Below are 13,007 nucleotides of genomic sequence, written 5' to 3'. Positions count from 1 at the left end.
TCGCGGTAAATCGGTTTAGATGCCGGAGAGGTTCCCGTTTCCATGGCAGTTGACGGAGCCTCCCCCCGCACAGCTTTGGAAGGCGGGCCTGCCGTCGGCGCGATCCTGCAGGAGGTGCGCCTGCACGCTCTCCCCACCCAGCACCATACGTTCGATCCCGGGCGAGGTGATCGGGAGCTGCGTCACCACCATCAACACCGCCAGATTGATCGCCGCCAAAACGCCCACACAGGTCAAAAGGGCGCCGCTTTTCTCCCGCTCGCACATCTCCGCTTCGCTTCGCCCCGCCGTCCCCAGTACCCTTTCCATCGCTCCTCCCTGCCCTGACGCCCCTTCTCGCAATGATTACGGGCATTTCCTAGCAATTGTCGCACCAGAAGTTGAGTTTTTTGTAATTATCGCGCCCCCCTTCGCCCTCCCGACGATTCAGTCCGCAAAATCAGCAGCTTAGAGTCTCACACCAAGAACTGCCGCCAATTTTTCCTGTCGAACGAGAGAATCGCAGGATGAACGGCGCGTTGCGCTCCCCTCGCTTGGGCGGATTTTGTGGGCGTATTGCCCCCCCGGCGGGTGATTCCGCCTAAAATGCCGCAGCCGCGAAAAAGGCCGTCCTTTTCGGGACGGCCTCTGCGCGGCGCGAGCCTTACTGTCCGGTGGTCCCGTCGGTTCCGGTCCCCTGTCCGGTTCCGCCGGTCCCCATGGTCCCGCTCGGCCCGCCCAGGTCCGGCTTGCCGTAGTTGGGCTTATTGTCCATGCCGGTCGTTCTCCTGGTCTGCTTCCTGGATTTATTCGTCCTCTTCTTTTTCTTCTTGGTCTTCTTGGTCTTCTTCGTCTGGGCGGTGCCGGCAGTTCCCTGGTCGGTCTGATCGCCGGCAGACACGCCGGTTCCCGGTCCCGCATTCCCGTCCATACCCGTCCCGGTGCTCTCCGCAGCCCAAAGCGTTGCCGCGAAGGAAACGGCAACCAGGGCACTGACGATGATGGAAAGAGCTCTTTTCATGACTAACCTCCTGACGTTTAGTGAACAACCGCCCCACTATAACATACGATTAAAATTTACCAATCCGGTCCGACCGCTTTTGCAAAACGCCCCTGTGCACGGACGCCACCTTGACACACGCGGCTCGGACAGTTATAAATATTTAATCTTTATCCCGAGAAAGGGGGAGCGACACCTTGAAAAAGACCAAGGCCTTCGATCTGGCCTATGAACAGTACCATCTGCTACTGACAAGGTTTAAATCGACGGGGGACACCCAGGAAAAGCACAGACTCTTCAGAAGGCTCACCAACCTCCTCGCAGTCATGGATTTCCTCATCTCCATCAACAAGGTCCAGTAGAGTTTCACAACGCGGCTCTTTGCTTGGCTGTCGCGGAAAGTTCACCATGTTTGGGCATGCAGTCACCGGCGCGGTTATCCTGATCATAGGATGGGTGTTATACTACTGCCAGTCCAGGTAATCGCTATGACTGTCAAAAGCACACCCATTTCCGCTCGGCAACTCCACTTGTCGTGTCTCTGGCTTGCCGGTCTCAAACTGCTTGACGCGCTGCAGGACGAGTTTTTCCGCCTCTTCAAGAAGACCGTACGCGGCTTTGACCAGGAAGACGTGCACGATCTGCGCGTCGCCTCCCGGCGCCTGCGCGAGGGACTCGCCCTGTTCGCGCCCATCCTCCCGCGAGGGAGGTTGCGGCGCCTCTCGCACCGGGTGAGAGAGCTTACCCGGCTGCTTGGGGAACTGCGCAACGCCGATGAGGCCGCTCTCTTCTTCGCAGATCTGGAGTCGCAGGCACCGATGGAAGCACGGCCGGAAGCAAGGCGGCTGCGAGAGGAGCTGACCGCGGAGGGGGGACTGATCCGGTTGAAGCTGGAAAAGGACCTCAGGCGCTTCGACGCCGCGGCGCTTCGCAAGGATTTCCAGCGTGGACTCGGCACTCCTGAGCCTTTCAAGAGACGGCAGGCGGACCCGTTTCACCCCTTTCCATCATTTGCGGCAGCGGCGTTTGCCGAGCGCGGTGCACAGGCTGAAGCCCTCCTGCCGACAGCGTTGGAGGGAAAGGACGCCGCGGCGCAGCACCGGCTCCGGATCGCGGTCAAGAAATTGCGCTATCGCCTGGAGATCGTGGCACCGCTGTTATCCGACCAGGGCGAGGAAGCCAGACGGATACTCAAACGCTACCAGGACCTGCTGGGAGAGCTGCATGACGTGGATGTTTTTGCGGGACTGGTCCGGGAGCGCGTTCCCGACGGGGCCGCCAGGGAGGAATTGCTGGAGACGATGGGAAAACTTCGCGGCGAGCTCTTCGCATCCTTTCTGGAGCTGGATGCGAAGCAGCCGCTGGGGCCCCTGACGGCGCGGGTCGGTGCGAGTCTTACCGGCCGGGAGACCCGGCAAGCTCGGTGAGAAGCGCGGCGACCGCCCGACAGACGGCGGCGGCAAAGGGGAGGTTGAGCGTCTCGAAGGTGTCGCCCGCCCCGTGGTAGTGCGGATTGCGGAAATTGGTGGTGTCGGTGAGCATGATGGCGGGGAAGCCAGCGTCCCAAAAGGGTGCGTGGTCGGATCTTCTCGAGTCCGGCAACATCTCGCCGTTGCCTGGGACCACCAGAGGGACCACGGGGAGCGCGGCGCGCCCCGCCCCATCAACGAAGCGCGCGGCAAGGGGGTACGACCGCTCGTTGGCGATCACGGCGAGGAAATCGCCGACAGCGGGGACCTCGACCGGCAACCCGGCAGGAGCCCGCTGCACCACGGATGCGCCGGCAAAGGCCACCGACTCCAGGACCACCACCGCCTCGATATCCCACCCCTCTTCGCGCGCCAGCCGGGCCAGGGCCTTGCTGCCGCGCAGGCCGCTGCCGGACTGCTCCGGCTCCGCGTTTTCCTCGAGGTTCACCCCCACGAACTGCAGGGTCATTTCCGGGACGAGACCGCTGAGCGCTCCCGCCAGTTCCAGCATGACGGCGACACCGCTTGCGTTGTCGTCCGCCCCGGGAGAGCCGGCCACCGTGTCGTAGTGCGCGACGACGAGGACCCTCTTGCCGGGAAGCGAGCGCCCGGTGCGGGTCGCGATGACGTTGTTAAAGGTATTCCCGCCGTCGGTGAAGGGGTGCAGCCCGACGTGGTACCCGAGCGAACGCAGGTTCTCCTCGATGTAGGCCTGTGCCTTGGCGAGAGCGGCGGGAGCCGCCGCGGGATGCCTCACCCCCGCGAGACTCCGGAGGTGGCGCGCGATGCGCTCCTGACTGACCGCCGGCGCCGCGTCCCCCCCTCCCCTGCCACCGGACCGGGGGCTCACTTCAGTGCCTGCAGTTCCTGCTCGAGCTGAGTGATCCGCGCCTCGTCCTTTTGCACCTCTTCGAGCTTGCTCCGGTAGGCGACGCGCGCCGGTATCGTCGAGGAGAGCGGGCTTTTGTTCACGTACGGGTTGTCCGCATAGGTCGCCTTCCCCTTGGCGCGCTTCTTCTCGAACTCCGCGATCTCCTTCGCGGTCGGCGTGCGTCCCTTGGAAACCATCCATTTGTGCTGCAGCCGCGCAAGCTCTTCCTTCTTGAGAACGAGAGCCTCCTTCAGCCGTTTCAGCTCGGCCTCCAGCTTGGCGCGAGGGGTCGACTGGACGGGCTGGGCGACGGGCTTCGCCGCGCTCCCGGAAGCCTCGGACGCGGCGGGCTCCTCCTGCTTTTTTTGCGCCGGGGCCGCCTCCTTGCCGGCAGCGGTCGCATCGGTTTCCGTCACCCGCTTGAGGTACCTCTCCGGGATGCGGTCGGAGTCGTCGGTGAAGTGCAACACCCCGGCGTCGTCACGCCACTGGTAGGTGGCGGCCGAAGCGAGGCACGGTAAGGCTGCGGCAAAAAAGAGGGCCAGCTTGATGAAGGTACGCATCGCTCCTCCGGGGGGTAAATGACGGTAATTCCGAAGTCGAAGATAATATGCATGTGGGAGCGTTTGTCAATTTTCTTTTGCCGCTTCTCATGTTTTTAGAGCGGCACGTCTCTCCCCCCTCCCCCTTTGGGCCTTCTCCCACCGCAGGGCTTCGGCCCGCAGGCGGGAGAGGGACGGGGTGAGGGCGCTGCGGGAAACGATCGAGATCGTTCCTACGCTCCTCCGTCGGAACGCACGTTTGGGACGCTCCGGCGTCCCGGGCGTTACGTTCCCACGCTGGAGCGTAGGAACGATGCAACGCTGGAGCGTAGGATCGATGCAGGAAAGCCGACACCGTTTTGCGAAACGAGAATAGGCCGGGGTCTCCCCCGGCCTATTCCGACGAGCGCCCTAGGCGCCCCTTCCGTATTTATGCTTATTCCTCCGCTCCGAAGCTGAGCGCCGCGAGCTTCTGGTAGTACTCGAAGCGGCTCGCCGCCCAGGCGCCGGCCTTCTCCATCAGCTTCCCGGCGGCCTCCGGGTTCACCTTCTTGAGCACCTTGTAGCGGTTCTCGCCGCCGGCGAACTCCTCGAAGCTCGTGGTAGGCGCCTTGCTGTCCAGCTGCAGCGGGTTCTTTCCGGCGCAGGTTAACTCCGGGTTGTACCGGTACAGCGGCCAGTAACCCGAGGAGACCGCCTTTTTCTGCTCGTCCACGCCGCGGGTCATGTCGATGCCGTGCGCGATGCAGTGCGAGTAGGCGATGATGAGCGACGGCCCGTCGTACGCCTCCGCCTCCATGAACGCCTTCACCACCTGCCCAGGGTTCGCGAGCGACACGCTCGCCACGTAGACGTGGCCGTAGGCCATCGCCATCATGCCGAGGTCCTTTTTGGCCATCCCCTTCCCCCCCGCAGCGAACTGGGCGACCGCGCCGATCGGGGTCGACTTGGAGGCCTGGCCTCCGGTGTTCGAGTAGACCTCGGTATCGAGCACCAGTATGTTCACGTTCTTGCCGGAGGCGATGACGTGGTCCAGGCCGCCGTACCCTATGTCGTAGGCCCAGCCGTCCCCCCCGACGCACCAAACCGATTTCTTCACCAGGTAGTCGGCGATGGGTATGAGCTCCGCCGCCTTCTCGTCGCGGCAGGCGCCAAGCGCCTCCTTGAGGCGTGCCACCCGTTCCCGCTGCGCCTCGATCTCGGCCTGCCCTTCCTGGCCGCAGGCTATGATCTCGCGCATGAGCGGCTCAAGCTCCGCGCAGCACGGAGAAGCGATCAGTTGCGCGAGGATTTCCCGCGCCGCCTCGCTGAACTTGTCCACGGCAAGCCTCATGCCGTAGCCGAACTCGGCGTTGTCCTCGAAGAGCGAGTTGGACCAGGCCGGGCCGCGCCCGTCGGCGCGCTTGGCCCAAGGGGTGGTCGGGAGGTTGCCGCCGTAGATCGAGGTGCAGCCGGTGGCGTTGGCGATGAGGGCCCGGTCCCCGAAAAGCTGGGAGAGAAGCTTAAGGTACGGGGTCTCGCCGCAACCCGCGCATGCGCCGGAGTACTCGAAGAGCGGCCGCACCAGCTGGCTGCCGCGCAGCGTGTCGAGTTTCACCCGCGCGGGATCGAGGTCGGGAAGCGACAGGAAGAAGTGGTAGTTCGCCGCCTCCTTCACGCGCAAAGGCGGCTGGAAGCTCATCTCCAGGGCCTTGCGCGCCGGGTTCTCCTTGTCCTTCGCCGGGCAGTTGTGGGCGCAGGCGCCGCAGCCGGTGCAATCTTCCGGGGCAACCTGGAAGGTGACCTTCATATCCTTCAGGTCGGGCATCTTCGAGTCCGCCGACTTGAAGCCGTCCGGGGCCCCGGCGAGCGCGGAGGAGTCGTACGCCTTCACCCTGATTGCCGCGTGCGGGCAGACGAAGGAGCAGATGGCGCACTGGATGCAGAGCTTGTCGTCCCACACCGGGATGTCCACCGCGATGTTGCGCTTCTCGTACTGCGAGGTTGCGGTCGGGAAGGTGCCGTCGATCGGCATGGCCGAAACGGGAAGCTCGTCGCCGAAGCCCGCGATGATGCGGCCGGTCACCTCCTTCACGAAGTGCGGCGCGCACGCCCCCACCGGCGCGGGCTTCGTGATGCTGCTCGAGGGAGCTGCGGGGACGGCGACCTCGTGGATGTTCAAAAGCGCCTGGTCGACGGCGGCGTTGTTCATCGCCACCACCTTTTCCCCCGCCTTGCCGTAGCTCTTCTTTATGGCCCCCTTGATCTCGGCGATGGCGGTCTCGAGCGGGATGATACCGGAGATCCTGAAGAAGGCGGTCTGCATGATCACGTTGATGCGTGCGCCAAGCCCCAGTTCCTCGGCGAGCTTGATGGCGTTGATCGTGTACACCTTGAGCTTTTTGTCGATGATCTGCTTTTGCACCTCGACCGGCATCTTGTCCCACACCTCGTCGTGCGAAAACGGCGAGCAGAGGAGGAAGGTGCCGCCCGGCTTCGCCTTGCCGAGCATGTCGTACTTCTCCAGGAAGGTGAAGTTGTGGCAGGCGACGAAGTCGGCGTTGTCGATCAGGTACGGCGCGTTGATCGGTTTTTTCCCGAAACGGAGGTGCGAGGTGGTGATGGTCCCCGCCTTCTTCGAGTCGTAGACGAAGTAGGCCTGGGCGTAGTTGTCGGTCGCCTCGCCGATGATCTTGATGGAGTTCTTGTTCGCCCCCACGGTGCCGTCCGAGCCCAGGCCGAAGAACATCGCCTCGTAGGTCCCGTCCATGGCGGTCCGAAACGAGCTGTCGTAGTCGAGGCTCGCGCCGGTCACGTCGTCCTTGATCCCGACGGTGAAGTTGCTCGCCGGCTGGGCCGCCTTCAGGTTGTCGAAGACCGCCTTGGCCATCGCCGGGGTGAACTCCTTGGAACCGAGGCCGTAACGCCCGCCGACCACCACCGGGTAGCCGACGAAACTCGTGAGCCCCGCCGCCATCCCCTCGCCGATCGCGGTCCGGACATCCAGGTAGAGCGGCTCCCCCAAGGCACCCGGTTCCTTGGTGCGGTCGAGCACCGCGATGCGGCGCACCGAGGCGGGAAGCGCGTTCACGAACGCCTTCAGCGGGAAGGGACGGTACAGGTGGATCTTGACCACCCCCACCTTTTCCCCCTGTGCGTTCAGGGCGGCCACCGTCTCCTGTACCGTGTCGGCCCCGGAGCCCATGATGACGACGACCCGCTCCGCGTCCGGCGCCCCTGCGTACTCCACCGTGGCGTACTTGCGCCCCGTGAGCGCGGCGAAGCGCTCCATCTCCTTCTCCACGATATCGATGGCGGCCGGGTAGAAGCCGTTCACCGTCTCGCGCCCCTGGAAGTAGACGTCGGGGTTCTGCGCGCTCCCGCGCAGCACCGGGCGGTCCGGGGTGAGACAGCGGGCGCGATGCGCGTTCACGAGTTCGGCGTCGATCATGGCGCGCATGTCGTCGAAGGTGAGCTCCTCGACCTTCTGGACCTCGTGGGAGGTGCGGAAGCCGTCGAAGAAGTGCAGGAACGGGAGGCGCGAGCGCAGGGTCGCCGCCTGGGCGATGAGGGCGAAGTCCATCACCTCCTGCACGTTGTTGGAACAGAGCATGGCCCAGCCGGTGGAGCGGCAGGACATGACGTCGGAGTGGTCACCGAAGATGGAGAGGGCCTGCGTCGCTATGGCGCGCGCCGAGACGTGGAAGACCGTGGAGGTCAACTCCCCCGCGATCTTGTACATGTTGGGGATCATCAGCAAAAGCCCCTGGCTCGCCGTGAAGGTCGTGGTGAGCGCCCCCGCCTGCAGCGAGCCGTGCACGGCACCCGCCGCCCCACCCTCGGACTGCAGCTCGGACACAAGCGGCACCGTCCCCCAGATGTTCTTCTCCCCCACCGCGCTCTTCGCGTCGGAGATCTCCCCCATCACCGAGGAAGGGGTGATCGGGTAGATGGCGATGACTTCGTTCGTGGCGTGCGCCACGTGGGCCGCCGCCGTGTTGCCGTCTATGGTTACCATTCTTCTGTTCATCTCATGCTCCTCTTGTAAATGCACTGCATTCCCTTTCAGCGGACTAGGAGGTGCTCTGCCAGGGGACCACGTCCTGGAGCGCCTCCCGCATCAAGTCCGACACCTTCATGTTCACCTCTTTGGAAAATTTCTCGATCGCTTCGCGGTCCTCGCGGCTCACCCGAACCGAGAGGACGTGATAACGCGGGTTCTCTTTCTTCTTCATGTCGCTCTCCGCCGCCGCACCGTGGTGCGGCCCCCTTGTCACGGTCTGTAGACCTTCAATAGCGCCTCGGCCATCTCGGCCGGCGTATCCGCCACGCTGATGCCGCACTCCCTCAAGACCGCCACCTTCTCGGTCGCGGTCCCCTTGCCGCCGGAGATGATGGCGCCGGCATGTCCCATCCTCTTTCCCGGAGGGGCGGTGACGCCTGCGATGTAGGCCGCCACGGGCTTCGTCATGTGCTCCTTGACGAAGCGGGCCGCCTCCTCCTCCGCACTCCCCCCGATCTCGCCGATCATGATCACCGCCTCGGTCTCCGGGTCCTCCTCGAAGAGACGCAGGCAGTCGATATGGCTCGTGCCGTTCACCGGGTCGCCGCCGATCCCCACGCAGGTCGACTGCCCGAGGCCTATCGAGGTGAGCTGCCAGACCGCCTCGTAGGTGAGCGTGCCGCTTCGGGAGACCACCCCCACCTTGCCCGGCTTGTGGATGTAGCCGGGCATGATGCCGATCTTGCACTCGCCCGGGGTGATGACGCCCGGGCAGTTGGGGCCGACCAGGCGGGTCTTCTTCCCGACCAGGTACTGCTTGACCTTCACCATGTCGAGCACCGGGATCCCCTCGGTGATGCAGCAGACAAGCTCCACCCCGGCATCCACCGCCTCCATGATCGAGTCGGCGGCGAAGGGGGGGGGGACGTAGATGACGCTCGCGTTGGCGCCGGTCTCATGCACCGCCTCGGCCACCGTGTCGAAAACCGGGAAGCCGTCGACGACGCTCCCCCCCTTGCCCGGGGTGACCCCCCCGACCATCTGAGTGCCGTATTCACGGGCGCCCTGCGCGTGGAAAAGACCGGTGGCGCCGGTGATTCCCTGGGTGATGACCCTGGTCTCCTTGTTGATCATTATGCTCATGACGCCCTCCTAAGCCGCGGCCGTTACGGCGGCGACGATCTTTTTGGCCCCGTCGGCCATGCCGTCCGCGGCGACGATGTTCAGGCCGCTCTCCGCGAGAAGGCGCTTGCCCAGTTCAACGTTGGTCCCCTCGAGCCTGACCACGAGCGGCACCTTGATCTCGACCTGGCGCGCCGCCTCGATGACGCCGGTGGCGATCACGTCGCACTTCATGATGCCGCCGAAGATGTTGACCAGGATCCCCTTCACGTTCCTGTCCGAGAGGATGATCTTGAAGGCCTCGGTGACGCGCTCGATGGTCGCCCCGCCCCCTACGTCCAGGAAGTTCGCCGGGTCGCCGCCGTAGTGCTTGATGATGTCCATGGTCGCCATGGCGAGGCCCGCGCCGTTCACCAGGCAGCCGATGTTGCCGGAAAGCGAGATGTAGGAGAGGTCGTGCTGGGATGCCTCGATCTCGTTCGCGTCCTCCTCGTCGAAGTCGCGCATGTCGCCGATCTGCAGGTGACGAAAGAGCGCGTTGTCGTCGAAGCCGAACTTCGCGTCCAGGGCGACCAGGTCCCCTTCGGCGGTAACCACCAGCGGGTTGATCTCGAGGAGCGAGCAGTCGCAGGCGACGAAGGCGTTATAAAGGTTGCCGAAGAGCTTCACCGCCTTGTTCGTCAGCTTCCCCCTGAGTCCCAGGCTGAAGGCGATCTTGCGGCACTGGAACGGGGTGAGCCCGACCAGGGGATCCACCGCCTCGGTGACGATCTTCTCGGGGGTCTTGGCGGCGACCTCCTCGATGTCCATCCCCCCCTCGGTCGAGGCCATCACCGTGACGCGCGACGTGCCCCGATCCACGAGGAGGCTCACGTAGAGTTCGTTCTCGATGTTGCAGCCGTTTTCCACCAGCACCCGGTGCACCACCTTCCCCTCGGGGCCGGTCTGATGGGTCCTGAGGGTCATCCCCAGCATGTCGCGCGCGATCATCTGCACCTCGCTGGAGGTTCGGGCGAGCTTGACGCCCCCCCCCTTGCCGCGCCCGCCGGCATGGATCTGGGCCTTCACCACCCAAGGCCCCTCCCCCAGCCGCTTCGCCCACTCCCGGGCGCTCGCGCCGTTGTAGCAGACGTGGCCGTCGGGAACCGGCACGCCGAATTTCCTGAGAATCGCCTTGGCCTGGTACTCGTGGATGTTCATCTTCCCTCCTCGCCCCCCGTTTTCATCCCCAGCGAAGGGTGCAACATTAGATTTTGTTTGTTTTATTTTGGCCGAAAATCCGGGGTCGGCCTCGCTCCACACTCATATACTCCTATGCAGAATGTTTGGCAAACACTTTTATACTTCTTTGTAAATAAAATTGGTCTTACCGGATTTACCGTCACGGGCAAACGCTTTTGCATCGCAAGCAAACGTGAAATCGTGTGCGCTACAACCTATTAAAAACGGATATATAGCCCTTAAGTGGCAGCAACCCGAGATGTAGATCGAACGAGCGTTATAAAAATAAAACGTGGCCGGCTCCGTTTCTTGGTAAGCTCTGAACCAGTGAAGGGGCGGGGGTATCAGGGGACGGGTGCAGGGAAGCGTCAAAATAAAACACGACGTAAACGGAGACAAGGCGGGATAAAAAAAATCCCCCGCTCCCGCCTGAGCAGGGGGAACGGGGGACCACGATGAATAAGGGATGAAAATTACAGGTTCTGGGCGTCCGCTACGGCGATGGCGGCCATGTTGACCACGTCGTTCTCGTCATCGCCGCGCTGCAGCACATGCACCGGCTTGTTCATCCCCATGAGGATGGGACCGATCGCCTCGGCGCCCCCGAGACGCCTGAGCAGCTTGTAGCAGATGTTCCCCGAGTTGAGGTCCGGGAAGATGAGCACGTTCGCCGGGGTCTTCAGCTTCGAGAAGGTGAAACCGTCGAGGAGCTCGGGGACCACGGCGGTGTCCGCCTGCATCTCCCCCTCGATGACCAGGTGCGGGGCGCGCTCCTTCACGAGCTCGACGGCGCGCTTCACCTTCTGCGCCTGCGGGTGCTCGACCGAACCGAAGTTGGAGAAGGAAAGCATGGCGATCCTCGGCTCTATGTCGAGCATGGCGACCTTCTCGGCGGCGAGAATGGCGGTCTCGGCCAGCTCCTCGGCGGTCGGGTCGATGGTCACCGTGGTGTCGGCCAGGAAGTAGACCCCCTTCTTGAAAACCATCATGTACAGGCCGTGCACGCTGGAAAGCCCCGCCTGTTTTCCAAGCACCTCCAGCGCCGGACGGATGGTGTCGGGGTAATGGGTGTCGATGCCGCCTAAAAGCGCGTCGGCATCCCCACGGGCCACCATCATGGTGGCGAAGTGGGTCCTCGACTTGCGGCGCATGACGCGCCTGCTCTCGGACAGGGTAAGCCCCTTTCTCTGGCGCAGACGGTAGAGCTCGTCGGCGTACCCCTCGGTCAGCTCCGAGTCGGCCGGGTCGACGATGGGAACGTCGAGATCGAGGTTCAGCTCATCCATCTTCTGCTGGACCTTCTTGCGGTCGCCGACGAGAATCGGCTTGGCGATCCCCTCCTCCACCAGGGTCTGGGCCGCGCGCAGGATCTTCTCGTTGTCACCCTCGGGGAAGACCACCCTTTTGGGATCGCTCTTCGCCTTGTTGATGATCGTGCGCATGATCTCTTTGGATTTTCCCTGCGAGCACTCGAGCTGTTCGAGATAGCGCGCCATGTCCTCGATAGGCTGGCGCGCGACGCCGGAGTCCATGGCGGCCTGAGCGATCGCCGGTGCCACGTGCAAAAGGACGCGGGGATCGAATGGTTTGGGGATGATGTAGTTCGGACCGAAGGAGAACTTCTCGTTGCCGTACGCCTTCGATACAGCGTCGGGCACCTCCTCGCGGGCAAGCTTCGCAAGCGCCTGCACCGCGGCCAGTTTCATCTCCTCGTTGATCGCGGTGGCACGGACGTCCAGAGCACCGCGGAAGATGAACGGGAAGCCGAGCACGTTGTTCACCTGGTTCGGGTAGTCGCTTCTGCCGGTCGCCATGATCACGTCGCCGCGCACCGCGTGCGCCTCCTCCGGGGTGATCTCCGGGTCCGGGTTCGCCAGGGCGAAGATGATCGGGTTGGGCGCCATGGAACGCACCATCTCCGGGGTGAAGGCCCCCTTCACCGAAAGCCCGAAGAGGACGTCCGCACCGGCCGCCGCCTCCTCCAGGGTACGGAAAGGCGTATCGGCGGCGAAAAGCTCCTTGTAGGGGTTCATCCCCTCGACTCTCCCCTTGTAGATGACCCCCTTGGTGTCGCACATGATCATGTTGTTCGGCTTGACACCGAGCGCTATGGCAAGCTTCGCGCAGGAGTTCGCCGAGGCGCCCGCGCCGTTCACCACGATCCTGATCTCCTCGATCTTCTTGCCGGTCAACTGCAGCGCGTTCAGAAGGGCCGCCGAGGAGATGATGGCGGTGCCGTGCTGGTCGTCGTGGAAGACCGGGATGTTCATGGTCTTTTTGAGCGTCTCCTCGATGTAGAAGCACTCGGGCGCCTTGATGTCCTCGAGGTTGATGCCGCCGAAGGTGGGTTCTAAAAGCTGGCACGCCTTGATGATCTCGTCCGGGTTCTCCGTGTTCAGCTCTATGTCGAAGACGTCGATGTCGGCGAAGCGCTTGAAGAGGATACCTTTCCCCTCCATCACCGGTTTGCCGGCCAGCGCCCCGAGGTTACCGAGACCCAGCACCGCGGTGCCGTTCGAGACAACGGCGATCAGGTTCCCCTTGGCGGTGTACTTGTAGGCGTCGTCCGGGTTCTGCTGGATGGCGAGGCAGGGCTCGGCCACCCCCGGAGAGTAGGCGAGCGACAGGTCCGCCGCGGTCTGGCATGGTTTGGTGGCGATGACTTCGATCTTCCCCTTCCTGCCGCCGGAATGGTAGTCGAGGGCTGACAGTTTCTTGCTCACTAGGCGTTCCTCCCGTTGATACTTGAATTTAGTTTAAAAAAAGAGGGGAGCAATAACGGCATGCTCGCCCTCTTCGACAGGGCTCCCCCACGGGGAAG

At 63.6% G+C, this 13,007-nt stretch carries 11 protein-coding genes; 2 read left to right on the top strand and 9 right to left on the bottom strand.

Annotated elements, in window-relative coordinates; all coding sequences use genetic code 11:
* Positions 1-15: 15 nt before the first annotated feature.
* Both D6Z24_RS11610 and D6Z24_RS11605 read right to left on the bottom strand, forming a co-directional pair.
* Entirely contained in the window at positions 16-309 is a 294-nt protein-coding gene (locus tag D6Z24_RS11610; protein WP_129126759.1) for a hypothetical protein, read from the bottom strand.
* A gap of 334 nt (positions 310-643) precedes the next feature.
* Complete coding sequence (locus D6Z24_RS11605; RefSeq protein WP_129126758.1) at positions 644-1,000, bottom strand: hypothetical protein; 357 nt, start codon at positions 998-1,000, stop codon at positions 644-646.
* 176 nt (positions 1,001-1,176) lie between these two features.
* Between D6Z24_RS11605 and D6Z24_RS21645 the strand changes: the two genes are divergently transcribed.
* Both D6Z24_RS21645 and D6Z24_RS11600 read left to right on the top strand, forming a co-directional pair.
* Positions 1,177-1,341, top strand: coding sequence for a hypothetical protein (locus tag D6Z24_RS21645; RefSeq protein ID WP_198419545.1), 165 nt, complete (start codon positions 1,177-1,179; stop codon positions 1,339-1,341).
* 168 nt (positions 1,342-1,509) lie between these two features.
* Positions 1,510-2,406: a CHAD domain-containing protein gene (locus D6Z24_RS11600; protein WP_162605121.1), complete on the top strand. Its 897-nt coding sequence runs from the start codon at positions 1,510-1,512 to the stop codon at positions 2,404-2,406.
* On the opposite strand, the gene D6Z24_RS11595 is transcribed toward D6Z24_RS11600, so the two are convergent.
* From D6Z24_RS11595 to D6Z24_RS11565, 7 genes are all read right to left on the bottom strand, one after another.
* On the bottom strand, positions 2,375-3,298 hold the full coding sequence (locus D6Z24_RS11595; RefSeq protein ID WP_129126756.1) for a M28 family peptidase: 924 nt from the start codon (positions 3,296-3,298) through the stop codon (positions 2,375-2,377). The two genes, D6Z24_RS11600 and D6Z24_RS11595, sit on opposite strands and share 32 nt — an antisense overlap.
* Complete coding sequence (locus tag D6Z24_RS11590) at positions 3,295-3,882, bottom strand: DUF4124 domain-containing protein (protein WP_129126755.1); 588 nt, start codon at positions 3,880-3,882, stop codon at positions 3,295-3,297. Before D6Z24_RS11590 ends, D6Z24_RS11595 begins: the two co-directional genes overlap by 4 nt.
* Positions 3,883-4,297: 415 nt before the next feature.
* Positions 4,298-7,870 carry a pyruvate:ferredoxin (flavodoxin) oxidoreductase gene (gene nifJ / locus D6Z24_RS11585; RefSeq protein ID WP_129126754.1) on the bottom strand — a complete coding sequence of 1,191 codons (3,573 nt, stop codon included), beginning with the start codon at positions 7,868-7,870 and terminating at the stop codon, positions 4,298-4,300.
* A 43-nt stretch (positions 7,871-7,913) separates the two neighbouring features.
* Positions 7,914-8,075 (bottom strand): DUF6290 family protein, encoded by a 162-nt coding sequence (locus D6Z24_RS11580; RefSeq protein WP_129126753.1) that lies wholly within the window; start codon positions 8,073-8,075, stop codon positions 7,914-7,916.
* Positions 8,076-8,113: 38 nt separating this feature from the next.
* Positions 8,114-8,986, bottom strand: coding sequence for a succinate--CoA ligase subunit alpha (gene sucD / locus D6Z24_RS11575; RefSeq protein WP_129126752.1), 873 nt, complete (start codon positions 8,984-8,986; stop codon positions 8,114-8,116).
* 9 nt (positions 8,987-8,995) lie between these two features.
* Positions 8,996-10,165 carry an ADP-forming succinate--CoA ligase subunit beta gene (gene sucC / locus D6Z24_RS11570; protein ID WP_129126751.1) on the bottom strand — a complete coding sequence of 390 codons (1,170 nt, stop codon included), beginning with the start codon at positions 10,163-10,165 and terminating at the stop codon, positions 8,996-8,998.
* Positions 10,166-10,659: 494 nt separating this feature from the next.
* The gene (locus D6Z24_RS11565; RefSeq protein ID WP_129126750.1) at positions 10,660-12,909 is read right to left on the bottom strand and encodes an NADP-dependent malic enzyme; all 2,250 of its coding nucleotides are present in this window, start codon (positions 12,907-12,909) and stop codon (positions 10,660-10,662) included.
* Positions 12,910-13,007 lie beyond the last annotated feature (98 nt).

Origin of the sequence: Geomonas oryzae (assembly GCF_004117875.1) — a bacterium.
In the GTDB taxonomy this organism is placed as follows: Bacteria; Desulfobacterota; Desulfuromonadia; order Geobacterales; family Geobacteraceae; genus Geomonas; species Geomonas oryzae.
Note: the sequence above shows the minus strand (reverse complement) of the source record. Positions and strands in the feature narration are given on the sequence as shown.

Coding starts and splice junctions, on each gene's coding strand:
- sucD (WP_129126752.1), bottom strand. CDS start 8,986: ATGAGCATAATGATCAACAAGGAGACCAGGGTCATCACCCAGGGAATC.
- D6Z24_RS11580 (WP_129126753.1), bottom strand. CDS start 8,075: ATGAAGAAGAAAGAGAACCCGCGTTATCACGTCCTCTCGGTTCGGGTG.
- D6Z24_RS11590 (WP_129126755.1), bottom strand. CDS start 3,882: ATGCGTACCTTCATCAAGCTGGCCCTCTTTTTTGCCGCAGCCTTACCG.
- D6Z24_RS11605 (WP_129126758.1), bottom strand. CDS start 1,000: ATGAAAAGAGCTCTTTCCATCATCGTCAGTGCCCTGGTTGCCGTTTCC.
- sucC (WP_129126751.1), bottom strand. CDS start 10,165: ATGAACATCCACGAGTACCAGGCCAAGGCGATTCTCAGGAAATTCGGC.
- D6Z24_RS11610 (WP_129126759.1), bottom strand. CDS start 309: ATGGAAAGGGTACTGGGGACGGCGGGGCGAAGCGAAGCGGAGATGTGC.
- nifJ (WP_129126754.1), bottom strand. CDS start 7,870: ATGAACAGAAGAATGGTAACCATAGACGGCAACACGGCGGCGGCCCAC.